26 protein-coding genes are annotated in these 25,438 nt (G+C 66.7%); 6 read left to right on the top strand and 20 right to left on the bottom strand.

What is annotated here, in order from left to right:
- Positions 1-6 precede the first annotated feature (6 nt).
- The 4 genes from ACJH5R_RS02390 to ACJH5R_RS02405 all read left to right on the top strand — a co-directional run bounded on the left by ACJH5R_RS02390 (position 7) and on the right by ACJH5R_RS02405 (position 3,264).
- Positions 7-657 carry a TetR/AcrR family transcriptional regulator gene (locus ACJH5R_RS02390; protein ID WP_406781229.1) on the top strand — a complete coding sequence of 217 codons (651 nt, stop codon included), beginning with the start codon at positions 7-9 and terminating at the stop codon, positions 655-657.
- Between the two features lie 203 nt (positions 658-860).
- Positions 861-1,277, top strand: a complete 417-nt coding sequence (locus tag ACJH5R_RS02395; protein ID WP_406756251.1) for a Zn-ribbon domain-containing OB-fold protein — start codon at positions 861-863, stop codon at positions 1,275-1,277.
- A 13-nt stretch (positions 1,278-1,290) separates the two neighbouring features.
- Positions 1,291-2,445, top strand: a complete 1,155-nt coding sequence (locus ACJH5R_RS02400) for a thiolase family protein (RefSeq protein WP_406756252.1) — start codon at positions 1,291-1,293, stop codon at positions 2,443-2,445.
- A gap of 123 nt (positions 2,446-2,568) precedes the next feature.
- Entirely contained in the window at positions 2,569-3,264 is a 696-nt protein-coding gene (locus ACJH5R_RS02405) for a class I SAM-dependent methyltransferase (protein WP_406781230.1), read from the top strand.
- 88 nt (positions 3,265-3,352) lie between these two features.
- Here ACJH5R_RS02405 and ACJH5R_RS02410 read toward each other — a convergent pair whose 3' ends face one another.
- The 8 genes from ACJH5R_RS02410 to ACJH5R_RS02445 all read right to left on the bottom strand — a co-directional run bounded on the left by ACJH5R_RS02410 (position 3,353) and on the right by ACJH5R_RS02445 (position 11,155).
- The gene (locus tag ACJH5R_RS02410; protein ID WP_406756254.1) at positions 3,353-4,378 is read right to left on the bottom strand and encodes a CaiB/BaiF CoA transferase family protein; all 1,026 of its coding nucleotides are present in this window, start codon (positions 4,376-4,378) and stop codon (positions 3,353-3,355) included.
- Positions 4,379-5,332, bottom strand: a complete 954-nt coding sequence (locus ACJH5R_RS02415) for an LLM class F420-dependent oxidoreductase (RefSeq protein ID WP_406756255.1) — start codon at positions 5,330-5,332, stop codon at positions 4,379-4,381. It abuts the gene before it with no gap.
- Positions 5,333-5,334: 2 nt separating this feature from the next.
- The gene (locus ACJH5R_RS02420; protein ID WP_406756256.1) at positions 5,335-5,766 is read right to left on the bottom strand and encodes a cobalamin B12-binding domain-containing protein; all 432 of its coding nucleotides are present in this window, start codon (positions 5,764-5,766) and stop codon (positions 5,335-5,337) included.
- Positions 5,766-7,343 (bottom strand): methylmalonyl-CoA mutase family protein, encoded by a 1,578-nt coding sequence (locus ACJH5R_RS02425; RefSeq protein WP_406756257.1) that lies wholly within the window; start codon positions 7,341-7,343, stop codon positions 5,766-5,768. Before ACJH5R_RS02425 ends, ACJH5R_RS02420 begins: the two co-directional genes overlap by 1 nt.
- A 70-nt stretch (positions 7,344-7,413) precedes the next feature.
- Positions 7,414-8,199, bottom strand: a complete 786-nt coding sequence (locus tag ACJH5R_RS02430) for an ABC transporter permease (RefSeq protein ID WP_174549759.1) — start codon at positions 8,197-8,199, stop codon at positions 7,414-7,416.
- A gap of 72 nt (positions 8,200-8,271) precedes the next feature.
- Positions 8,272-9,072, bottom strand: coding sequence for an ABC transporter permease (locus ACJH5R_RS02435; protein WP_105294824.1), 801 nt, complete (start codon positions 9,070-9,072; stop codon positions 8,272-8,274).
- Between the two features lie 128 nt (positions 9,073-9,200).
- Positions 9,201-10,025, bottom strand: a complete 825-nt coding sequence (locus tag ACJH5R_RS02440; protein ID WP_406756258.1) for an enoyl-CoA hydratase/isomerase family protein — start codon at positions 10,023-10,025, stop codon at positions 9,201-9,203.
- 41 nt (positions 10,026-10,066) lie between these two features.
- The gene (locus ACJH5R_RS02445; RefSeq protein ID WP_406781231.1) at positions 10,067-11,155 is read right to left on the bottom strand and encodes a phosphotransferase family protein; all 1,089 of its coding nucleotides are present in this window, start codon (positions 11,153-11,155) and stop codon (positions 10,067-10,069) included.
- A 120-nt stretch (positions 11,156-11,275) separates the two neighbouring features.
- Between ACJH5R_RS02445 and ACJH5R_RS02450 the strand changes: the two genes are divergently transcribed.
- Complete coding sequence (locus ACJH5R_RS02450; protein ID WP_406756260.1) at positions 11,276-12,772, top strand: acyl-CoA carboxylase subunit beta; 1,497 nt, start codon at positions 11,276-11,278, stop codon at positions 12,770-12,772.
- Positions 12,772-13,161, top strand: coding sequence for a lipocalin-like domain-containing protein (locus ACJH5R_RS02455; RefSeq protein WP_406781232.1), 390 nt, complete (start codon positions 12,772-12,774; stop codon positions 13,159-13,161). Before ACJH5R_RS02450 ends, ACJH5R_RS02455 begins: the two co-directional genes overlap by 1 nt.
- On the opposite strand, the gene ACJH5R_RS02460 is transcribed toward ACJH5R_RS02455, so the two are convergent.
- The 12 genes from ACJH5R_RS02460 to rpsL all read right to left on the bottom strand — a co-directional run bounded on the left by ACJH5R_RS02460 (position 13,148) and on the right by rpsL (position 25,340).
- Entirely contained in the window at positions 13,148-14,116 is a 969-nt protein-coding gene (locus ACJH5R_RS02460) for an NADPH:quinone oxidoreductase family protein (RefSeq protein WP_406781233.1), read from the bottom strand. The two genes, ACJH5R_RS02455 and ACJH5R_RS02460, sit on opposite strands and share 14 nt — an antisense overlap.
- Complete coding sequence (locus tag ACJH5R_RS02465) at positions 14,116-14,727, bottom strand: TetR/AcrR family transcriptional regulator (protein ID WP_406781234.1); 612 nt, start codon at positions 14,725-14,727, stop codon at positions 14,116-14,118. The genes ACJH5R_RS02460 and ACJH5R_RS02465 overlap by 1 nt, the downstream gene beginning before the upstream one ends.
- Positions 14,724-16,022 carry an acyl-CoA dehydrogenase family protein gene (locus ACJH5R_RS02470; RefSeq protein ID WP_406781235.1) on the bottom strand — a complete coding sequence of 433 codons (1,299 nt, stop codon included), beginning with the start codon at positions 16,020-16,022 and terminating at the stop codon, positions 14,724-14,726. Before ACJH5R_RS02470 ends, ACJH5R_RS02465 begins: the two co-directional genes overlap by 4 nt.
- 22 nt (positions 16,023-16,044) lie before the next feature.
- Entirely contained in the window at positions 16,045-16,806 is a 762-nt protein-coding gene (locus ACJH5R_RS02475; RefSeq protein WP_406781236.1) for an SDR family NAD(P)-dependent oxidoreductase, read from the bottom strand.
- 1 nt (position 16,807) lies between these two features.
- On the bottom strand, positions 16,808-17,863 hold the full coding sequence (locus tag ACJH5R_RS02480; protein ID WP_406781237.1) for a phosphotransferase family protein: 1,056 nt from the start codon (positions 17,861-17,863) through the stop codon (positions 16,808-16,810).
- 178 nt (positions 17,864-18,041) lie between these two features.
- Positions 18,042-19,220, bottom strand: coding sequence for an NAD(P)/FAD-dependent oxidoreductase (locus ACJH5R_RS02485; RefSeq protein ID WP_406781238.1), 1,179 nt, complete (start codon positions 19,218-19,220; stop codon positions 18,042-18,044).
- A 30-nt stretch (positions 19,221-19,250) separates the two neighbouring features.
- Entirely contained in the window at positions 19,251-20,081 is an 831-nt protein-coding gene (locus ACJH5R_RS02490; protein WP_406756268.1) for a mycofactocin-coupled SDR family oxidoreductase, read from the bottom strand.
- 47 nt (positions 20,082-20,128) lie between these two features.
- A complete protein-coding gene (locus ACJH5R_RS02495; RefSeq protein WP_406756568.1) occupies positions 20,129-20,941 on the bottom strand; it encodes an SHOCT domain-containing protein in 813 nt (270 codons plus the stop codon).
- Positions 20,942-21,036: 95 nt separating this feature from the next.
- Positions 21,037-22,227: an elongation factor Tu gene (gene tuf / locus ACJH5R_RS02500; protein WP_308485647.1), complete on the bottom strand. Its 1,191-nt coding sequence runs from the start codon at positions 22,225-22,227 to the stop codon at positions 21,037-21,039.
- A 91-nt stretch (positions 22,228-22,318) separates the two neighbouring features.
- A complete protein-coding gene (fusA, locus tag ACJH5R_RS02505) occupies positions 22,319-24,421 on the bottom strand; it encodes an elongation factor G (protein WP_406756269.1) in 2,103 nt (700 codons plus the stop codon).
- Positions 24,422-24,495: 74 nt separating this feature from the next.
- The gene (rpsG, locus tag ACJH5R_RS02510) at positions 24,496-24,966 is read right to left on the bottom strand and encodes a 30S ribosomal protein S7 (protein WP_024441009.1); all 471 of its coding nucleotides are present in this window, start codon (positions 24,964-24,966) and stop codon (positions 24,496-24,498) included.
- Positions 24,966-25,340, bottom strand: coding sequence for a 30S ribosomal protein S12 (gene rpsL, locus ACJH5R_RS02515; protein ID WP_007767794.1), 375 nt, complete (start codon positions 25,338-25,340; stop codon positions 24,966-24,968). The genes rpsG and rpsL overlap by 1 nt, the downstream gene beginning before the upstream one ends.
- Positions 25,341-25,438 lie beyond the last annotated feature (98 nt).

Below are 25,438 nucleotides of genomic sequence, written 5' to 3' on the forward strand. Positions count from 1 at the left end.
CCGCTGGTGAGTAACCCGGAAGAAGAGCCCGTCTGGAAGCAGCGGGCGGTCGAGCGGTCGATCAAGACCGCACGGTTGCGGGCCGCCCAGCGCGTTCAGCGCTTCCTGGACGCGGCCCAGGCCATCATCATCGAAAAGGGCAGCACCGACTTCACCGTCCAAGAGGTCGTCGAGCGCTCCCGGCAGTCGCTGCGCAGCTTCTACCTGCAGTTCAACGGCAAACACGAGTTGCTGCTGGCACTCTTCGAAGACGCCTTGGTGCGCACGTCCGACCAGATCCGCGCCGCCACCGACGGCCAGACCAAACCGCTGGAGCGGCTGAAAGTGGCGATCGAGCTGCTCTTCGAGCTGTCTCGACCAGACCCGTCGGCCAAGCGACCACTGTTCACCGACTTCGCGCCGCGCCTGCTGGTGTCACACCCCACCGAGGTGCGGGTGGCCTTCACCCCGCTGTTGACACTGCTCACCGAACTGATGGAGGCCGCCGACGCGGCCGGCGAGCTGCGCAAGGGCGTCAACGCCCGGCGTATGGCGGCCATGATCATGCAGACCGTCATGTTCGTGGCGCAGTCCAGTGCCGAGTCCGACGATCCGGCGGCCCACCCCATCAGCGCCGATGAAGTCTGGGACTTCTGCGCGCACGGCCTGGCCAAGTAGTCCCCCGCTTTTCTGCGCGAGCGTGCGCGTTTGCACGCGACACGCCGCGAAGAAGTGACATTCTGCGCACCCTCGCGCGCCTAGCGCAACGACCCCCAGCCCCGGACCGTCCATTCGGGCTTCCCTAGCCGTAGGCACGTATGCTCTAATCGAGAATGTGATTTCCATTTTGTGTGAGCCCGCCGCCCGGGTCGGTGTCGCCGATGCGTAAGGCCCTCGCTCCCGACGTCACCAACTGGCCCGACGAGAACGTGGCGCTGATCGGCAGCCAGTGCGCGGATTGCCAGGCGACGGTGTGGCCGCGCCAGGATCACTGCCCGCGATGCAGCGGCCCGCAGATGCAGGATCTGTTGCTGCCGCGCCAGGGCACCTTGGAAGCCTGGACCACGCAGGGCTTCGTCCCGAAGCTGCCCTACGCCGGCGGCGAGACCGCCGAGGGCTTCACCCCCTACGGGGTCGGGCTGGTCCGACTCGGCGATGTCGTCCAGGTCGAGGCTCGCCTGACCGAATCCGACCCCGCCAAGCTGAAATTCGGCATGCCCGTCGAACTGACCATGGTGCCGTTCTATGTCGAGGACGACGGGACCGAGATTCTCACCTGGGCATTCCAGCCCGTCTAAGGAGACCTGGAACATGACGGTAGCGAACAACGACGTCGCGATCATCGGTGTCGGGCTGCACCCCTTCGGCCGATTCGACAAGTCCGCAATGCAGATGGGCGCCGAGGCCATCCACCTGGCCCTGGCCGACGCCGGGGCGCAGTGGAAGGACATCCAATTCGGAGTCGGCGGCAGCTATGAGATCTCCAACCCCGACGCGGTGACACGACTGGTCGGCCTGACCGGCATCCCGTTCACCAACGTGTTCAACGCCTGCGCCACCGCGGCCACCGCCACCCAGGTCTGCGCCGACAACATCCGCTCCGGCAAGTACGACATCGGCATCGCGATCGGCATGGACAAGCACCCGCGCGGCGCGTTCACCGACGACCCGGCCAAGCTGGCGCTGCCGGCCTGGTACGCCGAGAACGGCCAGTTCGTCACCACCAAGTTCTTCGGCATGAAGGCCAACCGCTACCTGCACGACCACGGCATCTCGGCGCGCACGCTGGCCAAGGTCGCCGCCAAGAACTTCCGTAACGGTGCGTTGAACCCCAACGCATTTCGGCGCAAGCCGATGTCCGAGGACGCCATCCTGGACTCGGCAGTGCTGAACTATCCCCTCACCCAGTACATGTTCTGCGCCCCCGACGAAGGTGCGGCCGCGGTGGTCATGTGCCGCGCCGACATCGCACACCGCTTCAGCGGGAAGCCGGTCTATCTGCAGGCCACCGAGATCCGCACCCGCACTTACGGCGCCTACGAGGTGCATGGGACCTCGGCTCCGATAGAAGAGGACGTGGCGCCGACGGTCTACGCCGCCCGCGCCGCGTTCGAGAAGGCCGGCGTGACGCCGGAAGACGTCGATGTGGTCCAGTTGCAGGACACCGATGCCGGCGCCGAGGTCATCCACATGGCCGAGTGCGGCTTCTGCGCCGATGGCGACCAGGAGAAGCTGCTCGCCGACGGGGCGACCGAGATCAGCGGGTCACTACCGGTCAACACCGACGGCGGACTGATCGCCAACGGCGAACCGATCGGCGCCTCGGGCCTGCGCCAGCTGCACGAACTGGTGCTGCAGCTGCGCGGCCAGGCCGGTGAGCGCCAGGTGCCCGGGGGCCCGAAGGTGGGGTTCGCCCAGGTTTACGGCGCGCCGGGCACGGCGTCGGCCTCGATCGTCACGGTCTGAGCCAGGCCCCTTCGCGGGAGTCCGCGCACGCCTGCGGCCAGATATCGACCTTTCGAACCACCTCGATCTGTACTACCTTCCGTAGTAGGTGAGGCGTCCTGATCATTACGGGAGGTGGATGGCGTGGCGACAACGGACATTGCCGCAAAGTACTCACCGTCGATGTCGCGGTTCTACGACAAAATCGTTGCCGACGCGGTGCTCACGGCCGTATCACCGCTGGTGAGCCGCGTCCGGAATGCGGTCGTCGATGGCAGTTCCGTTCTCGAAATCGGCTGCGGTGGAGGACAGTTCGCCCTTGCGCTGATTGAACAGCATCCGGGTATCAGCGTCACCGGCGTCGATCTGTCTGCTGAGCAGGTCGCCCGAGCAACCGCCCGAGCCAAAGCCCTACCTTCCAAGGACTCGCAGCGAGTTCGTTTTCAGATGGCCTCCGCATCGGATATTCCCTTCCCCGAAGGCAGCTTTGAATCAGTTGTCAGCATTGCGTCGATCAAGCACTGGCCCGAACGCGACAAGGGCATCAACGAGATGGTCCGCGTTCTGAAGAATGGCGGGCTACTTCTCATCGCCGAAGTTGACCGGGGGTGCCATCTTGATGATGCGAGAAGGTTCGTACGCGACGTTCATCTGCCGGCACCGATGCGCCTGCCGTATCTATGGATGTTTCGGACCTACGTTGCCGGTCAAGGACTCGACCTCGATGAGGCGCGCACGGCCATCGCCGGCCAACCCCTCGTCGATGCCGCCGTGCACCGGATCCCCGGAACACCATTCCTCCTGATGAGCGGGGCGAAGCGGGACACAGCCACGATCTGAAACGGTCTCAGTTCACCTGTCGAAGGCCAGCTGACCCGGGACGTGTCTCGCAACTGAGGTTGCCGAAACCGCGCAGCTGCCCGGCGGGTCAGTCCTCCAGCATCGGCGGCGGCCGGTAGGCCGGCTGGTAGCCCGCGATCCGGATCGGGCTGCCGATCAGCCGGAACTCCCCTGCGGTGACGATCATTTCGGGATGTTCCTTCAACGCCTCGGGCAGTGTGCGAACCGCGGCCGCCGGAATGCCCAGGGGACGCAGCCGCGCCTCCCAGCCGGCCGCGGTGTCGCCGGCAAGCGCGGCGGTGACCACCGCGAGCACCTCGTCACGGCGGACGGCGCGCTCGGCCATCGTCGTGAAACCGTCGATACCCGCTTCGGTGGCGAACGACTTCCAGAACCCATCATGGGTGACGAACAACGCCAGATATCCCTGTGCGGTCGGGAATAACTGTGCCGGAACGTAATACGAATGCGCGCCGTGCGGATGCCGTTGGGGTTCGACCCCGTCGTTGAGGTAGGCCGAGGCACGGTAGTTCAGTTGCGACAGCATCACATCCAGCAATGACACCTCCACCTGCCCGCCACGACCGCTGACGATCTGCGCCAGCAGGCCCAACGCCGCCGTCAGCCCGGTGGAGTTGTCCGCCGAGGAGTAGCCCGGCAGGGTCGGCGGCGCATCCGGGTCCCCGGTCATCGCGGCGATCCCGGTGGCTGCCTGAATCACGTAGTCGAAGGCCGGTTCGTCACCGCCGTCCAGGCCGAAACCGGTCAGCGCGACGCAGACGATCCGCGAATTGAAGCGTGACAGGGCGTCATAGGTCAGCCCCAGTCGCTTGATCACCGAGGGCTTCATATTCACCAGCAGCGCATGGGAATCGGCAACAAGCTCGCCCAACGCGGCCTGTCCGGCCTCCGATGCCAGATCCAGCTGGACGCTGGTCTTGTTGCGGTTGAGGCTGGCGAAGTAGCTCGGGCCCACCTGCCGGGAGATCTCCCCGCCCGGCGGCTCGATCTTGATGACCTCGGCGCCGAGGTCGGCCAGCAGCATGGTGGCGTACGGGCCGGCCAGCATCACCCCCACTTCGAGGATGCGGATCCCCGCGAGCGGTCCGCTCACCTAAACCGCCTTGACGAGTTCGGCGATCACCTCGCGGGTGCGGTACTTGGAGGCGATCAGTTCGTCGCGGTTGTCCCCGATCGGCAGCAGCCGCACCGACAGATCGGTCACCCCGGCGTCGGCGAACTGCTTGAACCGCTTCAGGATCGATTCCTCGTCGCCGGCTGCGCACAGGTCGCCGACATTACGGGCCGAACCGCGGTCCAGCAGCCGCTGATAGTTGGGCGAAGTCTCCGCCTCGGCCAGGATCCGGTTGGCGCGTTCCTTGGCGGCCTCGATCTCGGAGTTGGCGCACAGGGTGACCGGGATGCCGGCGACAATGCGCGGCTGCGGCTTGCCCGCATCGGCCGCGGCCTTGTTGATCTTGGGCGCGATGTGCTCGGCGATCGCCTTCTCATCGGCCATCCACAGCGACGTGCCATCGGCATGCTCGCCGGCGATCTGCAACATCACCGGGCCCAGCGCGGCCACCAGCACCGGCATCTTGGTGTCGGCACCGAGCGCGGTCGGGCTGTGCACGGTGAAGTGGTCGTTCTCGACGTCCACCGGTCCCGGGCCGGCGACGGCCGCATTCAGCACCTGCAGGTAGTCCCGGGTGTAAGCGGCCGGTTTGTCATAGGGCAGGCCGAGCATGTCCCGGATGATCCAGTGGTGCGAGGGCCCGACGCCCAACGCCAGCCGGCCGCCAGAGATGGCGTGCACCGAAAGTGCTTGACGAGCAAGTGCAATCGGGTGCTGAGCCTGCAAAGGCACCACGGCGGTGCCGAGCTCGATGCGGGTGCTGTGCGAGGCCATCAGCGCCACCATGGTCAGCAGGTCGAAATCATCGGGTACCTGCGGCATCCACGCGGTGGACAGCCCCGCCGAATCAGCCCATTCGATATCAGAGATCAGTTTGGCGACCTTGCGCGCCATATCGCCGCGTTCGGCGCCGATCATCACCCCAAGTCGCATGCCTACAACGCCTCCGCCTTCGAAACCACCTCGCGCACCCCGGTCACCAGATCGTCCAGCGATGTTCCGGTGGGAAACACCGCCGCCGCACCGGCTTCCAGCAGCTTGGGTACGTCGCCCTGCGGGATGGTGCCGCCGACCACAACGGCGATGTCCCCGCCGTCCGCGGCACGCAACGCCTCGACGATGCGGGCCGTCAGCGCGACGTGCGCACCGGACAGGATGCTCAAGCCCACCACCGCGACGTCCTCCTGCAGGGCGACCGCGACGATGTCCTCGACCTTTTGCCGGATGCCGGTGTAGATGACCTCGAAGCCGGCGTCACGCAGGGTGCGGGCGACGATCTTGGCCCCGCGATCGTGGCCGTCGAGACCGGGTTTGGCGACCAGGACCCGGGCCGGGACGGCTGCGGAGGGAGAAAGCGACGAAGTCATCAGTACACCACCGGTTGCTGGAATTCGCCCCAGACGTCCTTGAGCGCCGAGACCATCTCGCCGACCGTGCAGTAGGCGTTGGCGCAGTCGATCAGGGGATGCATGAGGTTGACGTCGCCCTCGGCCGCACGCGCCAGCGCTGCGAGCTTGGCGGCGACGTCATCCGCGTTGCGCTCGGCCTTGACCCGCGCCAGCCGCTTGAGCTGGACGTCGCGGCCTTCGGCGTCCAGCTCGTAGGTGGCGATCTCCGGTGCCGGCTCATCGGATGTGAACTTGTTGACGCCGACGACCGGCCTTGTGCCCGACTCGATCTCGTGGTGGATCTTGAACGCCTCGTCGGCGATCAGGCCCTGCAGGTAGCCGTCTTCGATGGCACGGACCATGCCGCCGTGGTTCTCCAGGTCGGCCATGATCTCGATGATGCGTTCTTCGGTGGCGTCGGTGAGCGCCTCGACGAAGTAGGAGCCGCCGAGTGGATCGGCCACCCGGGCCACCCCGGTCTCGTAGGCCAGGATCTGTTGGGTGCGCAGGGCCAGCGTCGCGGATTCCTCGCTGGGCAGAGCGAACGGCTCGTCCCAGGCGGCGGTGAACATCGACTGGACCCCGCCGAGCACCGCGGCCATCGACTCATACGCCACCCGAACCAGGTTGTTCTGAGCCTGCGGGGCGAACAGTGACGCACCGCCGGCCACACAGCCGAAGCGGAACATCGACGCCTTGTCGGCCTGCGCGCCGTAGCGTTCCCGCACGATCGTGGCCCACCGGCGGCGGCCGGCCCGGTACTTCGCGATCTCCTCGAAGAAGTCGCCGTGGGTGTAGAAGAAGAACGAGACCTGCGGGGCGAACTGCTCGATACTCATCCGGCCGCGCTGCACGACGGTGTCGCAGTAAGTGACGCCGTCGGCCAGCGTGAACGCCATCTCCTGCACCGCGTTGGCGCCCGCATCACGAAAGTGCGCGCCGGCCACCGAGATCGCGTTGAACCGGGGCACTTCGGCGGCGCAGAATTCGATGGTGTCGGCGATCAGCCGCAGCGACGGTTCGGGCGGCCATATCCAGGTGCCGCGCGACGCGTACTCCTTGAGGATGTCGTTCTGGATGGTGCCGGTGAGCTTGGCCCGCGGCACCCCGGAACGTTCGGCGGCCGCCACGTAGAACGCCAGCAGGATGGCGGCGGTGCCGTTGATGGTGAAGCTGGTGCTGATCTTGTCCAGCGGGATGGAGTCGAACAGGATCTCGGCATCGGCCAGGGTGTCGACCGCGACGCCGACCCGGCCGACCTCCTCGCCGACCTCGGGGTCATCGGAGTCGTAGCCGCACTGGGTCGGCAGGTCCAGCGCCACCGACAGCCCGGTGCCGCCCTGGCTCAGCAGGTACTGGTAACGCCGGTTGGACTCCTCGGCGGTCCCGAAGCCGGAGTACTGACGGAAGGTCCACAGCCGTCCGCGGTAGCCGGACTCGAAGTTTCCGCGGGTGAAGGGATACGTGCCGGGCGCCGGCGGCTCTTCGCGCCGGTCGTCCGGGCCGTACACCGGTTTCAGCGGGATCCCTGAGGAGGTCTGCACTGGGTCGCTCATCGATGGATACGGTACTTGCAAAAAATGAGAATGCCAATACCACTACCGCGACGTGCGCGAATGCCGGTTGCTACCCGGCCAGGTTGAAGTTGCCGCTGGCCCCGTAGACCGACAGTGAGACCAACAACGTCACCGAGACGACGACGATCAGCGAGGTCCGCACCGCGTTGCCCACCGCGACACCGACCCCGGCCGGACCGCCGGCGGCGAAATAGCCGAAGTAGGTATGGATCAACAAGATGGTGATCGCCATCAAGAAGGCCTGCAGGAACGACCACAGCAGGTCGATGGGGTTGAGGAAGGTGCGGAAATAGTGGTCGTAGAGTCCGGCCGACTGCCCGAACAAGAAGACGGTGGTGAAGCGACTGGCCACGAACGACAGGATCACCGCGATGGCATACAGCGGAACGATCGCGACCAGCCCGGCGACGATGCGGGTGCTGACCAGGTAGGCGATCGGGCGGATGGCCATCGATTCCAGCGCGTCGATCTCCTCGTTGATGCGCATGGCCCCCAGCTGCGCGGTGACCCCGGCACCGAAGGTGGCGGCCAGGCCGATCCCGGCGACCACCGGCGCCGAGATCCGCACGTTGATGAACGCCGCCAGGAATCCGGTCAAAGCCTCGATGCCGATGTTGCCCAGCGAGCTGTATCCCTGCACCGCCAAGGTGCCGCCGGCCGCCAGTGTCAGGAAGCCGACGATCACCACGGTCCCGCCGATCATCGCCAGGGTCCCGGTGCCCATGCTGATCTCGGCGATCAGCCGGATGACCTCGCGGCGGTAATGCGCGAACGCGAACGGCGTGGTGGCGATCGCCTTGCCGTAGAACAGCGTGTGGTCGCCGATGCGCCCCATCGCGGCGATCGGTCGCCGCAGCTGCCGGGTGACACCGGGATAGACGGCCGCCAGGGCACGAAGCGCCACGGCTCAGCGCGCCGTCATCTTGATGCCGATCGCGGTGACCACCACGTTGACCACGAACAGCGACATGAACGCGTACACGACGGTCTCGTTCACCGCGTTGCCGACGGCCTTGGCGCCACCGCCGGAGATCGTCAGGCCGCGGTAGCAGGCGACCATTCCGGCGATCAATCCGAACAGCGCCGCCTTGACGCAGGAGATGACCAGTTCGGGCACCCCGGTCAGCAGGGTGATCCCGGCCGCGAATGCACCCGGGTTGACGTCTTGCACGAAGACCGAGAAGACGTAGCCGCCGAGAATGCCGATGATCACCACGAGACTGTTGAGCAGCAGCGCCACCAGCCCGGCGGCGAGCATCCGCGGCGTCACCAGCCGCTGCACCGGGTTGATGCCCAAGACCTCCATGGCGTCGATCTCTTCGCGAATCGTGCGTGACCCCAGGTCGGCACACATCGCGGTGGCACCGGCTCCGGCCACGATCAGCACCGTCACCATCGGTCCGACCTGGGTCACGGCACCGAACGCCGCGCCGGCCCCGGACAGGTCGGCAGCACCGAGCTCGCGCAGCAGGATGTTGAGAATGAAGCTGACCAGGACCGTGAACGGAATGGCCACCAGCAACGTCGGCGCCAGCGAGACGCGCGCGACGAACCAGGACTGCTCGATGAATTCCCGGGCCTGGAACGGACGTTTGAACAAGAACCTGACGGCGTCCACCGACATGGTGAAGAGCCCGCCGACCGCCTCCATCGGCCCCGCCAGGCGAACCATCGCCGATTCCGGGGACCAGCGGATCAGGTCCTTCATCCCCATGGGGCAGGCTCCTCCGAACGGGCGTTAACGATGCGTGTGGATACTATCCGATTGGCAGATTGTGCGATACCAGCTTCTAATTTTTGTGCACACCCATTCTCAATTTAGAGCATGGAATTCATCTATAATCGTCCGTCGATCCTCAGCTCGGGATGCACCCACGCCGGTGACCTGCGCTCTTTGAAGGCGCGGAACCCTTCGACGGCCTCCGGCGCACCGAGGCTGGTGTTCATCCCGATCCGGTCGAACAGGCCGAGGTAGGAATCCAGGCTGGACTTGACCACTGCACGGGCGGCCGGCGCGGTGCGGCAGCACTGCGCCAGCACGTCGCGCGCGGCATCAGCCAGTTCCTCGTGCGGAACCACACGTGCCACCATGCCCCAATCGAGGGCTTCCTGCGCGCCGAAGGTGCGGCCGGTGAACATCAGGTCGCGGGTTCGCACGGGCCCGATCACTCGCGCCAGCATCTGGCTGTAGTAGGTGTCGGCGATGCCGCGGAACAGCTCGGGCACCCGGAAGGTGGCCCGGTCGCTGACCACGGCCACGTCACTGCAGAGCGCGATCTGTAGCCCGCCGCCCTGACACAGCCCGTTGACCGCGGAGACCACCGGCTTGACCGAACTGCGCAGGGTGTCGAACGGGGTGATGTCCATGCCCAGCGCGGCCCCGAACGTGAGCCAGTCATCTGCGCCTCCGCCGCCCATGTCCCCGCCGGGGGCGAATACGTCTGCGGTGCCGGTGATCAACAACCCGGCCAGCTCCGGATCCTGATTGACCCGGCCCACCGCATAGCGCAGGCCGAAGTACATGGCCGGCGTCATCGCATTGCGGGCCTCGGGGCGATCCAGGGTGCAGACCGCGATCGGACCCTCACGCCGAAACGTCAGGTACGGCGTTCCCAGCCAGTCCCCCTCTGGCGGTCGCGGCCCCTGCGCGTGAGCATCCATCAGACCCCCACCTCTCCTTCTTCGGCGCGGACGATCAAGGCTCAGCCGGCCAGCTCGCCCACCAGCTCCAGCGTGCCCAGATCGCGGATGGCCTGGCACCCGCGGCGCAGCATCGTGACGAACATGTCGTCGCCGCGGTCGGTGTCGGTTGCGAACACCAACCCGAGCGCGCAGATCAGCGGCACCTGCAGCGCGCCGAACCGGTAGTCCTGCCAACAGGTTTCCCAGTCATAATCGCTGACGCCGTGGCCCAGCAGCGCGCTGTGATAGGCGGTGACCAGGTCGGCTTCGATTGCTTTGCGCAGCTCGGGCGCCAAGCTGGTGCCGGTGAAGAACGCCAGGTCGCGGGCCGGCAGTCCAACACCCAGCGTCTGCCAATCGACCACCCAGATGTGGTCGCCGTCGGGACTGAACAGCATGTTGTCCAGCCGGTAGTCGCCGTGGATCAACGCGAACCGGCCCAGCGGCGCCGACACCCACGGGGTGATCAGGTCCAGCGCAGCGGTCAACGTCGCGCAGTCGGCGTCGCCGAGCTGGGCGCCAAGGCGCTCAACGGTGGTCTCGGCGCACATCCGGGCGATGTCACCCATGCCCTTGGCGCCGGCCTCGTCCAGCTGGGTCATGGCCAGGCCGGGGAAGGTCAGCCAGCGCTGGTCGCACCAGGTGGGCGCGTGCAGCCCGGCCAGGGCGGTCACCGCCAGCCGGGCCTGGCCCTCACCGCACCCCGCGATCTGATCGCCCTGTACCGCGGGCGCCCGATCGGAGAGCAGCAGGGCGTACTCGGTTGCGTCATTGGTGATTTCGCAGTGGAAGCACTGCGGTATCGGAATCTTGACGCCGTCGGCCACCTCACCGTAGAAGGCGCACTCGCTGCGATAGCCCAGGACCACGCGATCGCGGACGGCGTCGTCGCCGGCCGGCAGCTTGATCACGAAGCTGGCCGGCAGGTCGGCCGGGTTGTCGGCATAGCGAGCCGCCACCCGATAGGTGGCCCCCGTCTGGCCGGTGCCGACCGGGGTGACGTCGACCGCGGCCACCTCGACGGGCTCGCCCCGGGCGCTCAACACGGCCGACAGCCACTGGCTGGTCACGTCGTGCGGATGCCGGGGTATCGACGTCTGCGTGGTCACCGGGCACGCTCCCGCGCAAGGGAACTCATAGCCGAAGTCTCTCCGGACAGCCGCTTCCAGCCATGCCGCGAGACGTTACAGTAAGAATTTCAGTATGGTCAACGAAAGAGGACGCCGCAGATGACGAACGCCCCGGACTGGCAGGAGACACTGGAGGATCTGGATCGACGGCGCCAGCACACGTGGGCCATGGGCGGCCCCGAGCGGGTGGCCAAACATCGCGGCAAGGGCAAGCTCGACGCGCGCGCCCGGATCGGGCACCTGCTGGACCCGGGCAGCTTCCGCGAACTGGGCACCATGGTGGGCGGGCAGATCGCCGCCGACGGCATCGTGGTCGGCTCGGGGCTGATCAACGGCTCCCCGGTGATGGTGGGCGCCGAGGATTTCACCACGCTGGCGGGCAGCATCGGCCCCGGCGGCAACGCCAAGCGCTACCGGATCGCCGAGCTGGCGCTGCGCGACAAGATCCCGCTGGTAATGCTGTTGGAGGGCGCCGGATTCCGCCCCACCGGTGAGCATTACGGGCGCACCCCGACCGACCTGCTGGCCCAGGCGCAATGCTCGGGCAAGGTACCGACCGTCGCCGCGATAATGGGTCCCTCGGCCGGGCATGGCGCGCTGGTCGGCCCGGTCTGCGACTTCCGGATCATGAGCCCGCACGGCGCGATCTTCACCGCCGGCCCGCCGGTGGTCAAGGAGTCCACCGGCGAAGACATCTCCAAGGAGGACCTGGGCGGTCCCGAGGTCGCGCTGAACAGCGGTGTGGTGCACAACTTCGGCGCCGACGACGAGACGGTGCTCGACGACATCCGCCGGTATCTGTCCTACTTCCCGTCCAGTGCATGGTCCTACCCCACGGCGCTGCCGTCGGACCCAGCCGCGCAATCGCGGACTACTCCCGAGCTGCTCGACATCGTGTCACGGGACAACCGTCGGGTCTACGACATGCGGTCGGTGCTCGACGTCATCTTCGACCGGCCCGACTGGTTCGAAGTGCAGCCGCGGTTCGGTAGGGCGATCATCTGCGCGCTGGCCCATCTGGGTGGCCACCCGGTGGCCGTGGTGGCCAACCAGCCGCAGGTGCTGGCCGGCTCGATCGACACCGACGCCGCGGACAAGGCGGCGCACTTCATCATGGTGGCCGATTCGTTCCACCTGCCGATCGTGTTCTTGGCCGACAATCCCGGCATGCTGCCGGGCAGCCGCTCCGAGCGTGCCGGGGTGTTGCGGGCCGGTGCCCGGATGTTCGCTGCACAGACCGCGGCCAGCACGCTCAAGCTTCATCTGACGCTGCGCAAGGCCTATGGCTTCGGTTCCATGGTGATGTCGCTGCTGGGGTTCGATGCTCAGGTGGCGACGTTCGCCTATCCCGGGGCGACGATGGGGGCGATGAGCGCGGCCGCGCTCAGCTCGGCCACCCACGCCGGGGAGGATCTGTCCGCCAAGCTGCGTGAGACCGAACTGCAGGCGTCGTATCACTCCGCCCAGCAGCTCGGCTTCGACGAGCTCATCGATCCCCGCGAGACCCGCGATGCGCTGCTGTGTGCCCTGCAGCGCGGGCTACGTAGCCGCCAGGCCGCCGCCGAGCCGGTGACCCGAACCGTCATCATGCCCTGATGAGCACTCTGCGCGAGGCGCTGCTGGGCGGCTGGGAGCTGTCGTCATTCCATTCGGTCGACGCCGACACCGGCGCGGTGTCACACCCGTTGGGTACGGCGCCGCGCGGTCTGATCCTCTACACCGCCGACGGGTATATGTCCGCGCAGCTGACCGGCAGCGCGGACGCCGTGCTGCCCGCCTACATCGCCTACGGTGGCCGATTCCGCGTCGACGAGGACACCGCGACCGTGCATCACGAAGTCAGCGTCTCGATGCTGCCGGAGCTGCTGGCGAGCCCGCAACTGCGGCAGGCACGCGTGGACGGCGACCGGCTGACGCTGTCGGCGACGACCACCAACGATGGTGTGACGACGCTCAACACCTTGGTCTGGGTCAGACGTCGATGATGACCTTGCCGATCGCTTTGCGGTCGGCGACGTAGCGCAGCGCGGTTGCGGTCTGCGCGAGCGGGAAGCGGGCGCCGATGTAAGGGCTGACCTTGCCGTCGGCGAACAGCCGGTTCAGTTCGACGAGGTCACGCTCGTTCTCCGCCGGAAAGTCGGTGGCGAACGTCCGGATCTCCATGCCCTGCACCGTGATGCCCTTGAGCATCACCAGATTCAGCGGAATCGCCGGAATCGAGCCGGCGGCGTAGCCCAAGGTGATGAACCGTCCGCCGCGGGCCAGGCTGCGCAACGCCGGCTCGGCGTAGGAACCGCCGACCGGGTCGAGCACGGCCTGCGCGCCGTCGCCGGTGATTTCGCGGATCCGCGTCTTCAGGTCCTCCCGGTCGTAGTCGACCGTCGCGGCAGCACCGCGCTGACGACACACCTCTAGCTTCTCCGGGCTGGAGGCCGCGGCAAGCACCTTCGCACCCATCGCCACTGCCAGGTCGACGGCGGCCAGCCCGACTCCGCCGGCCGCGCCCAGCACCACCACCCAATCGCCTTCTGCCCCTTGGGCAACCGAGCGCAGTGCGTGATACGCCGTGCGATAGGTGACGCCGAATCCGGCCGCGGCCGCGTAGTCGATGCCGTCGGGAATGGCACTCACCGCTGCCGCGGGCACCAGCGCCTGCTCGGCGAAGCCACCCACGAATGAGGCGCCGGCCACCCGGTCGCCGACAGCGAACGGCACCCCGTCACCGACTGCGATCACGTCACCGGCCAGCTCGCTGCCGGGCGTGAACGGCGCCGGGATCTTCAGCTGATACTTGCCGTCGATCAGCAGCACGTCGGGGAAGTTGACCGCCGCGGCCCGCACCCGGACCACCAGCGTGCCGGGGGCGGGCGTCGGGTCGGGCAGCTCCTTGAGCACCAGATCTTCGGGCGGACCGTACTGCTCGCAGACGATCGCGCGCATCAGGCGGCCCCCAGCCCGCGAAGGCAGAACGACACCAGGTGATCCACATCGGCCCGCTTCGGCCGCCGGCCGCTATTGAGGTAGCCACGCATGGTCGACAAGGTAGCGCCAAAGACCAGATCGGCATCCCGGCGGGGGTCGTCGCCGCCGAGCGCACTGATCGGGGCGGTGAGCAGATCCCGCAGCGGGGCCAGGATGTCCTCATCGGAGCGCGGCCGGTCGGCACTGACCGCCAGCTGGGTGCTTGCGGCGCGGCTCAGGCTCAGCAGGTGCGGGTCGGAGAGCTGCGCCAGCGCGCCCCGGATCCAGCTCGCGACCTTGGCTTGCGGCGTGGGTTCCTTGGCCAGTTGATGCTCCAGGTAGGACACCACGAGTGCGACGCCGCGCTCCATCACCGCCAGGATCACGTCGTCCTTGCCGGCGAAGTAGCGGTAGAACGCCTTGTTCGACGAGCCCGCCTCGGCGACGATGTCGCATACCCGGGGCGGCTCGGGCGCCGTGCGTTCCAAGACCGTTACCGCTGCGGCCAGGATCCGCTCCACCTCGGCGGTGGCCTCGCGCTGGCGGTCGTCGAGCGCACGGTGCACCGCGGCGTCGACACGTGTGGTCATGGCACCGCCGGGATCCGGTCAATCAGGTCGCCGTACTTCGCGCGGGCGGCCTCGATGCGGTTGTCCAGGAACTCGCTGGGCCACTCCGGGTCCTCGGCGTCGTAGTCCTTGAGCAGCAACCGGGCCAAGTTCACCTTGTGCGCCTCGGTGGGGCCGTCGGCCAGGCCCAGGGCCACCCCGCCAAGGAGCACACTGGTCAGCGGTAACTGTTCGGTCAGACCCATCGCACCGTGCACCTGGATGGCGCGCAATCCGATGGACTTGAGCACCTGCGACGCCAGGATCTTGCAGACCCCGATCTCGGCACGGGCCGTCTTCTCGTCTCCGGAGTCGATCAGCCAAGCCGCGTGCAGCACCGTGAGCCGGAACCCGAGCAGCTCGGCGTAGGAGTCGGCGATGAACGCCTGCACCAGCTGCTTGTCGGCCAACGAACTGCCCTGGGTGAAGCGACTTTTGGCGCGCCGGGCCATCATATCGATGGCACGTTGGGCCACCCCGATCGAGCGCATGGCGTGATGCAGCCGTCCGCCGGCCAGCCGGCTCTGCAGGATCAGGAAGCCTTGACCAGGTTCGCCCAGGATCGCGTCGGCCGGGACCCGCACATTGTCGTAGCGCACCAGCGAGTGCCCGGCTTCGTGGGGATGCGACCCCACCAGGTGATGGGTGGCTTCGACGACCAGCCCCGGGGTGCCAGCGGGGATCAAGAACGTCGAGGCACCGCGGTGCACCGGCACATCTGGGTCCGTGATTGCCACCACGATGAAGAACGACGCCACCGAGGCATTGGAGGAGAAGTACTTGCGCCCGGTGATCACCCAGTCGTCACCGTCGCGGACGGCCCTGGTGGTGAACACCCGCGGGTCGGCGCCGCCCTGCGGTTCGGTCATGGAGAAGCAGGAGAAGATCTCCCCCGACAGCAACCCGGTCAGATAGCTGTCCTTCTGCTCTGTCGTGCCGAACCGGGCCAGGATCTCGGCGTTGCCGGTGTCGGGGGCCTGGGTACCGAACACGATCGGCGCCCAGCTGGAGCGGCCCAGGATCTCGTTGATCAGGGTCAGCCTGACCGCCCCGAATCCCTGGCCGCCCAACTCCGGCCCCAGATGTGGTGCCCACAAGCCCTGTTCGCGTACCCGGTCCTTGAGCGGGTCGACGATCCGGCGACGTTCGTCGGTCAGCGGTAGGTATTCGCAGCCGGGAAACAGCACCTCCAGCGGCTCCACCTCGTCGTGTACGAACGCCCGGATCCAGTCGAGCTTCGCCTCGAACTCGGGTTCAGTGGAGAAGTCCCACGCCATTTTTCGCTCCTATCACGGTAGGTCAGATACTGCCGCCGTCGGCCCGCACGATCGATCCGGTGGTGAAGCTTGAGGCGTCCGACATCAAAAAGAGTGCCGCGCCGACGATCTCCGGTGGATTGCCGGCGCGCTGCAATGCGGCGGCACCGAACGGGTTGTCGTTTTCTCCGAAGTTCCATGCCTTGGAGATATCGGTGAGGAACGGCCCGGGCATCAAGGTGTTGACGCGCACCGTGGGGCCGTATGCCTGGGCCAGCGCTTCGGTCATGACGTTGAGTCCGGCCTTGGACGCGGCGTAGGGGATGAACGACGGATGGGGGCGCAGCGATCCGTGGGTGCTGACGTTGATGATCGAGCCACGGCCCGCGGTCACCATCCGTTCACCGATCAACGCCGACAACCGAAATGGGCCTTTGAGGTTGAGGTTGACCACGGCGTCGAACATCTTCTCGGTGACGTCGGTCTGCTTACCGTAGACCGGCGACATACCCGCGTTGTTGACCAGTACGTCGACCCGGCCGAACCGCTCGTAGGCCGCGTCGACCAAGCCGTCGAGCTGATCCCAGCGCCCGACGTGCACCGCATGCGGCAGGGCAGAGCGTCCGGTCTCCGCCTCGATCTCGGCCGCGGTTGCCTGGCAGGCCTCGAGTTTGCGGCTGGCGATCACCACATCGGCGCCGCAGCGGGCGGCCGCCAGCGCCATCTCACGTCCCAGGCCGCGGCTGCCGCCGGTGACCAGCACGACCCGATCGGTCAGGTCGAAGAGCGAATCCGCGTAACCCATGTCAGCCTCGCTTGCCCGGCAGAGAACGGGCGAGTTCGGCTGCGGCGCTGATCAACTGCGGGATCATCGGCCCCATGGCAGCGGCGATCTTCGGATCGACGCGGTCACCGGTGACCGAAGCGGCGTAGGTCTTCTCCAGCACGATTCCCAACTTCCAATTGGCCAGCACCAGGTAATAGTCGATGTTCTCGGTGGACAGTCCGCTGACCTGCTCGTAGCGTTCCAGCAACTCCGATCGGGTCGGCATACCCGCAAGGTCGGCGTAATACCCTTGGGTGCGTGGGTTTTCGCCGTCGTAGCCGAGCAGAGCCCAGGCCAGGTCCAGCAGTGGATCGCCGATGGTCGTCATCTCCCAGTCGATGATCGCGACCAGTTTCGCGGGCGCGCCGTGGGCGTACATCACATTGGCGAACTGATAGTCGCCGTGCATGATTCCCGGCGTGTAGTGCGCCGGCCGGTTACGGCGAAGCCAGTCGGCGGCCTCGTCCAGGCCCGGCAGGTCCCGCACCCGATAGCTGTCCAGAAAGGCCAGCCAGCGGTCCACCTGGCGCTCATGGAAGCCCTCCGGGCGCCCGAAACCGTCGAGTCCCTGCGCGCGCCAGTCCACCCGACCAAGTCGGGCGGCGCCCTCAACCAGCTCGAAGGCCAGGCCACGGCGAGTACTCAGATCGGCGTCGAATGGCACGGGCCAGGCGTTGCCGGTCGAGTTCCAGCCGTCCACCTCGGCCATCACGTAGAACGGTGCGCCGAGCAGCTCGCCGCTGTCGTCGGCGGCGATCAACTGCGCGTGCGGGACGTCCGTGCCCGACAGCGCCCGTACCAGCCGGATCTCGCGCCGCAATCCATCGATGCGGGCGGAATCCGCCCGGGCGCCGGGCATCCGCAGCACCATCGTGGCCTCGCCCCGGCGCACCCGGTACAGCGTGTTCTGCGAGCCGCCGCTGAGCGGTTCCAACACTGCTTGTTCGCCCTGACCAGGAGTATCGGGGGCACCATGGGCGTCGAGCCATCGCGCCAATAGGGCGCTGTCGAGCAGTGCCGCCTGTCCCTGCGCCATCGCATGCACCTCGCAATCTCTAGATGGAGAATAGCGTTCTCCACGCGACAGCACCAGACCACGTTTGAAATTGCACCCGGGGTCGTGGATCGACGAAATCTACAGCCCTGGAGGCAATCTCAACGATTGACCGGTAATGGTGGTGCTTGTGGGGCAATCCGATCCCCAGTGACCTGCGTCAGGTAAGCACCTCGGAGATCGGGGCACCCGCGGCGATCTTGGCGCGCGCACCCATCACCTTGCCGGGCCGGCCCGCTCCCACCACACCGGCGAGCACACCGTTGCGCTCGTAGTAGGCCAGGAACTTGTGGCCGTCGTCCTCGACCAGGTGAACGGTGTCGGTGGCCTCCGGCTCGCCCAGGCACTGAATCTTCACGTCGTACTGGTCGCTCCAGAAGTACGCCGGCACCGCCACGTCATGCAGCGACTCCCGGCCGAGCATGGTCGGGACCATCGTGCGGACCTGGGTGACGACATTGCTCCAGTGCTCGACGCGTACCTGGTGCCCGTCGCGACCCCGCCAGAACGCCACGTCGCCGACGGCCCACACGTTCGGCGCACTGGTGCGCCCGGTCGCGTCGCACAGCACCCCGTTGTCGACGTCGACGCCGCAACCGTCCAGCCACTCGGTCGCCGGCCGCGAACCGACTCCGAGCACCACCACGTCGGCGGCCAGCTCGGTGCCGTCGGTGAGCACCACGGTCTCGACGCGGCCCGTGCCGCGCACCTCGGCGACACCGACACCGCTGCGGACATCGACGCCGTTGGTCCGGTGCAGCCGCGCCACCAGTTCGCCGATCTGCTCACCGAGCACCGCCGCGAGCGGGGTGGGCTGCGGCTCGACCAGCACGACGTCCACGCCCAGCTTGCGCAGGCTGGCCGCCGCCTCACAACCGATGAACCCGGCGCCGATCACCACGGCGCGGCTGGCGCCGGCCGCGTCCTCGCGCAGCGCCAGGCTGTCCTCGAACGACCGGACCACCCGAATGCCGTCCAGGTCGCCGAAGCTCGGGATACGCCGCGGCACCAGACCGGTGGCGATCACGAGCTGGTCGTAGCCCAGCACACTGCCGTCTGCCAGCGTCACCGATTGCGCCGCGGTGTCCACGCTGCGCGCGCCGCAGGCCAACCGCAGGCTGATGTCGTGGGACGTGTAGAACTCCGGCGGCTCCAGCGTGGTGTCGTCGCGCTCGCCGCGCAGCACCTCTTTGGTCAACGGCGGCCGGTCATACGGCGGGCGAGTCTCGTCGGAGACGATGGTGATCGGCCCCGCGTATTCTTCGCGCCGCAATTCCTCGGCCGTGCGCACGGCCGCCAAGCCGCCGCCGACGATAACGATCCCGTTGTCGGGCACCACGATCCCCCTGTTTCTCCCGGCCAGGGGCGATCAGTACTTGAGCGCGCCCTTGTCGACCTGGATCTGGACTCCCGTCAGGATTCCAGAGCCATCACCGGCCAACCAAACCACCACGTCGGAGACCTGGTCAGGGGTCATGAACGACTGCGGGTGCAGCGGCATCGGGGGGAAGGCGTGCAGGTAGTCGGGGCGTTCGGTGAAGATCTGCGCCATCACCTGCGGCTCGATCATCGGGGTGTCCACCGAGTAGGGGTGAATCGAGTTGACCCGAATCCGGTGCGCACCGACCTCCAGAGCCAGCGTGTTGGTCAGGCCCACCAGGGCATGCTTGCTCGCCGCGTAGTGGCCGTTGCCGGGGGTGGCCTTCAGCCCGGCCGACGAGCTGACGATCACGATCGAACCGCCGTTGTCAGCCTCGATCATCGCCGGCACCGCCGCCCGGATGGTGCGCCAGGTGCCGGTCAGGTTCACGTCGATGACGGTGTTCCACTGCTCGTCGGTGAGCTCCCAAAGCCGGCCCCAGCTCAGCACGCCGGCGTTGGCCACCACCACGTCGAGGCGACCGAACTGCTCGACGCCGTCGTCGACCAGCTGCCGCAGCGCCGCATCGTCACGGACGTCGACCGATCGGGCCAGCACCTTGCGGCCGTGGGACTCGACCGCACTGACCATCTCGGCGAATTCCTCGGGCGTGGCCGCCGGATAGGTGATGCAGTCCGACGCCGGGGCGCAGATGTCGGCGGCAATGATGTCGGCACCAGCGGCCGCCAGCCGGATCGCGTGCGAACGGCCCTGGCCGCGCGCCGCACCGGTGACAAAGGCCACCTTGCCCTGCAGATTGTGGTTCTGGCTCTCGCTCACTCGACGAGGCTAGCAGCTGCATATGGAACGTGTTCTAATTCGGCGCCTCAGAGGTCGGCGATGATCTGGGCACGCTTGCGTGCGTACTCTTCGTCGGTCACCGTTCCCGCCGCGTGCAGTGCCGACAACTCCTGCAACCGCTCACCGACGGATGGCTGCTCGGCGGCCGGTACCGCTGCCGGCTCACCTGCCGCCGACTCCTGCGCGACCGCGCGGCGCACCACCGCGCTGATCTGCTGGCGCAGTGCGGGGTTCGCCCGTACGTCCACCATCTGGTTCAGACCCACGCCGTGCGATTTGAGCAACTGCAGGATCTCCATCAGCGGGCCGGATCGCCCGCTCAGATCGTAGGTCTGGCCGTCTTCGGCAACGGTGAACTGCGCAGGCACCAGCCCGTTGACCAACGCGCTTCGTTCCCAGTCGATCAGGTGCTTGCCGCTGACCGGGTCGACTTGGACCACTAGCTTGCGGGCGGTGATGTTCCCCAATCGGCTGACGCTGGCGATGACCCGGTCTTCGCGATCCATCGGGGTCAGGCCCGGCCCGGTGATGTGCAACTGCAGTTTGACCAACGGCTGGTCGTTGATCCGTGTACCGGTCTCGGTGATGCCGTTGATCTGCGCGAGCCCCAATACCCCGTCGCGTTCCAGCAGGGCGGCATCGCTGGCCGATCTCGCCCCGAAATACGCCAGCGCAAGGGCCACCAGTACGTCGACCACGGTGATCGCGATACCGCTGTAGTACATCCACCGCGTCAGCTCGTACTCGCCGATGGCGTAGTAGACGATCAGGAAAATGGGCCCGACCAAGCCCCCGCACAACAGGACGAGCAACTGCGCCTTGACGTATCGCCACAACATCACGCGACCAGCGTCTAACACTCACCTGCCGAGCAGACGCAAAATCCCCCTTTTCCCGAAGGAAAAGGGGGACCTTACGACTGCTTGCGCAGGAACTACTTGATGATCTTGACGACCCGGCCGGCGCCGACGGTACGACCACCCTCACGGATGGCGAACCGCAGACCCTCGTCCATGGCGACAGGCTGGATCAGCTTGACGCTCATCTCGGTGTTGTCACCGGGCATGACCATCTCGGTGCCCTCGGGCAGGGTCACCACACCGGTCACGTCGGTGGTCCGGAAGTAGAACTGCGGACGGTAGTTGTTGAAGAACGGCGTGTGGCGGCCACCCTCGTCCTTGGACAGGATGTAGGCCTGACCCTCGAACTCGGTGTGCGGGGTGGTGGTGCCGGGCTTGACCACAACCTGGCCACGCTCGACGTCCTCACGCTTGATACCACGGATCAGCAGACCGACGTTGTCACCGGCCTGACCCTGGTCCAGCAGCTTGCGGAACATCTCCACACCGGTGACCGTGGTCTTGGTGGTCTCCGGACGGATGCCGACGATCTCGACTTCCTCGTTCACGTTGATCACGCCGCGCTCGACACGACCGGTGACCACGGTGCCACGACCGGTGATCGTGAAGACGTCCTCAACCGGCATCAGGAACGGCTTGTCGGTCTCGCGGACCGGGTCCGGAACGGACTCGTCGACGGCCTCCATCAGGTCCTCGACGGACTTGACCCACTTCTCGTCGCCCTCGAGCGCCTTGAGAGCCGACACCCGGACCACCGGGGCCTCCTCGTCGAACTCCTGGGCAGCCAGCAGCTCGCGGACCTCCATCTCGACGAGCTCGAGGAGTTCCTCGTCGTCGACCATGTCGGACTTGTTCAGCGCCACCAGGATGTAGGGCACACCGACCTGACGGGCCAGCAGCACGTGCTCGCGGGTCTGCGGCATCGGGCCGTCGGTGGCCGCGACCACCAGGATCGCGCCGTCCATCTGGGCGGCACCGGTGATCATGTTCTTGATGTAGTCAGCGTGGCCCGGCGCGTCAACGTGGGCGTAGTGCCGCTTCTCGGTCTGGTACTCCACGTGGGAGATGTTGATCGTGATACCGCGCTGGCGCTCCTCGGGAGCGTTGTCGATCTGGTCGAACGCACGCGACTCGTTCAGGGCCGGGTACTTGTCGTGCAGAACCTTGGTGATAGCCGCGGTCAGCGTGGTCTTGCCGTGGTCAACGTGACCGATGGTCCCGATGTTGACGTGCGGCTTCGTCCGCTCGAACTTCGCCTTCGCCACTTCTTGTCCTCCTGGACTTGTTGGTGCTGGGTTACAGCAGGTTTGATCTTTTTGGGTTTGTGCCACCGTAGCGGCACGGGCGGGCAGCTGGTTACTCGCCCGTTGCCTTCGCGATAATCTCCTTCGCCACCTGCGCCGGCACTTCGGCGTAGGAGTCGAACACCATGGAGTAGTTCGCCCGGCCCTGGGTCTTCGACCGCAGGTCTCCGACGTAGCCGAACATCTCCGACAGCGGCACCTGCGCCTTGACGACGCGCGCACCGCTGCGCTCCTCCATGGCCTGGATCTGACCACGGCGGGAGTTCAGGTCGCCGATCACATCGCCCATGTAGTCCTCGGGCGTGGTGACCTCAACGGCCATGATCGGTTCCAGGATCACCGGCTGCGCGGCAGCGGCAGCCTTCTTCAGCGCCTGCGAGCCGGCCACCTTGAAGGCCATCTCGGAGGAGTCGACGTCGTGGTACTGACCATCGGTCAGGGTGACCTTGATGTTGACCAGCGGGTAGCCGGCCAGCACGCCGTACTGCATGGCGTCCTGGGCCCCGGCGTCCACCGCGGGAATGTACTCGCGGGGCACGCGGCCGCCGGTGACCTTGTTCTCGAACTCGTAGGTCGCACCGTCTTCGCCGGTGAACGGTTCGATGTCGATGAGGACCTTCGCGAACTGGCCCGAGCCACCCGTCTGCTTCTTGTGGGTGTATTCGACCTTCTCGACCTTCTTGCGGATGGTCTCCTTGTAGGCCACCTGCGGCTTACCGACGTTGGCCTCGACCTTGAACTCGCGGCGCATGCGGTCCACCAGGATGTCCAGGTGCAGCTCGCCCATGCCGCCGATCACGGTCTGGCCGGTCTCCTGGTCCAGGTGCACCTTGAAGGTCGGGTCCTCTTCGGCCAGCTTCTGGATCGCCAGGCTCAGCTTCTCCTGGTCACTCTTGGTCTTGGGCTCGATGGCCACCTCGATGACCGGAGCCGGGAACGTCATCGACTCGAGCACGATCTGGTTGGCCGGGTCGCACAGGGTGTCGCCGGTGGTGGTGTCCTTGAGGCCGATCATCGCGTAGATGTGGCCGGCGAACGCCGAGTCGACCGGGTTCTCCTTGTTGGAGTGCATCTGGAACAGCTTGCCCAGCCGCTCCTTCTTGCCCTTGGTCGAGTTGACCACCTGCGTGCCCGACTCCACCTTGCCCGAGTACACCCGGACGTAGGTGAGCTTGCCGAAGAACGGGTGCACCGCGATCTTGAACGCCAGCGCCGAGAACGGCTCGTCGATGCTGGGCTTGCGGCTGATGACTTCGTCTTCCTTGCCGGGCACGTGGCCCTGCACCGACTCGACGTCCAGCGGCGACGGCAGGTAGTCGATCACCGCGTCCAGCATCGGCTGGACACCCTTGTTCTTGAACGCGCTGCCGCACAGCACCGGGTACAGCTCCGAAGAGACCGTCAGCTTGCGGATGCCGCCCTTGATCTCCTCGATCGAGAGCTCCTCGCCGCCGAGGTACTTCTCCAGCAGAGCCTCGTCGGTCTCGGCGACCGCCTCCAGCAGAGCGGTCCGGTACTCGTCGGCCTTGTCGGTCAGGTCGGCCGGGATCTCGATGGTCTCGTAGGTCTCACCGAGCTTGGTCTCGCCGCGCCACACCTTGGCGTTCATCTCGACCAGGTCGACGATGCCCTCGAAGTCGTTCTCCGCACCGATCGGCAGCTGAATCACCAGGGGACGAGCGCCGAGGCGCTCTTCGATGGTGCGCACGGTGAAGTAGAAGTCCGCACCGAGCTTGTCCATCTTGTTGACGAAGCAGATCCGGGGCACGTCGTACTTGTCGGCCTGCCGCCACACCTGCTCGGACTGCGGCTCCACGCCCTCCTTGCCGTCGAACACGGCAACGGCGCCATCAAGGACACGCAGGGAGCGCTCCACCTCGACGGTGAAGTCGACGTGGCCCGGGGTGTCGATGATGTTGATCTGGTTCTTGTTCCAGAAGCAGGTCACCGCGGCGGAGGTGATGGTGATGCCGCGCTCCTGCTCCTGCTCCATCCAGTCGGTCGTGGAGGCACCGTCGTGCGTCTCACCGATCTTGTAGTTGACGCCGGTGTAGTACAGGATCCGCTCGGTCGTCGTCGTCTTACCAGCATCGATGTGCGCCATGATGCCGATATTGCGGACCTTGTTCAGGTCAGTCAGCACATCCTGTGCCACAGCAGTCTTCCCACTCTTTCGGTTACTTCAATTGCTTGTTGTCGCAGGTGTGTCGGTTGGTTAGACCGACGTGGTCACCAGCGGTAGTGCGCGAACGCCCGGTTGGCCTCGGCCATCTTGTGGGTGTCTTCACGCCGCTTGACGGCGGCACCGAGGCCATTGCTGGCATCCAGGATCTCGTTCGCGAGGCGCTCGATCATGGTCTTCTCGCGGCGAGCCCGCGAGAAGCTCACCAGCCAGCGCAGCGCCAGCGTGGTGGAGCGCTCGGCACGCACCTCGACCGGCACCTGGTAGGTGGCGCCACCGACGCGGCGGCTGCGGACCTCGAGGGCCGGCTTGACGTTGTCCATGGCACGCTTCAGCGTCACGACCGGGTCGGTACCGGTCTTGTCGCGAGCCTGCTCGAGCGCGCCGTAGACGATGCGCTCGGCCAGCGACTTCTTGCCGTCCAGCAGCACCTTGTTGACCAACTGGGTGACCAGCTGGGACCCGTAGACGGGGTCGTTAACCAGCGGACGCTTGGGTGCGGGGCCCTTGCGCGGCATCAGCTCTTCTCCTTCTTCGCGCCGTAGCGGCTGCGGGCCTGCTTGCGGTTCTTGACTCCCTGGGTGTCCAGCGAGCCGCGGATGATCTTGTAGCGCACACCCGGCAGGTCCTTCACACGACCACCACGCACCAGCACCATCGAGTGCTCCTGCAGGTTGTGACCCTCACCCGGGATGTAGGCGGTCACCTCCACCTGGCTGGTCAGCTTGACGCGGGCCACCTTGCGAAGCGCCGAGTTCGGCTTCTTGGGGGTGGTGGTGTACACGCGGGTGCACACGCCCCGACGCTGCGGGCTGCCCTTGAGGGCCGCGGTCTTCACCTTGGCGACCTTGTCGCGGCGACCCTTGCGGACCAGCTGCTGAATGGTTGGCATCTACCGGCTTCCTGTATCGCTGTTCAAAACTCTCGTAAATCCTGCGGTCTGTGCCCCACCGCTACCCCGCGGTCGGGCGTGTCGCATGGGCCGCTGCG

The organism is Mycobacterium sp. SMC-19, from assembly GCF_045310815.1.
Taxonomy (GTDB): domain Bacteria; phylum Actinomycetota; class Actinomycetes; order Mycobacteriales; family Mycobacteriaceae; genus Mycobacterium.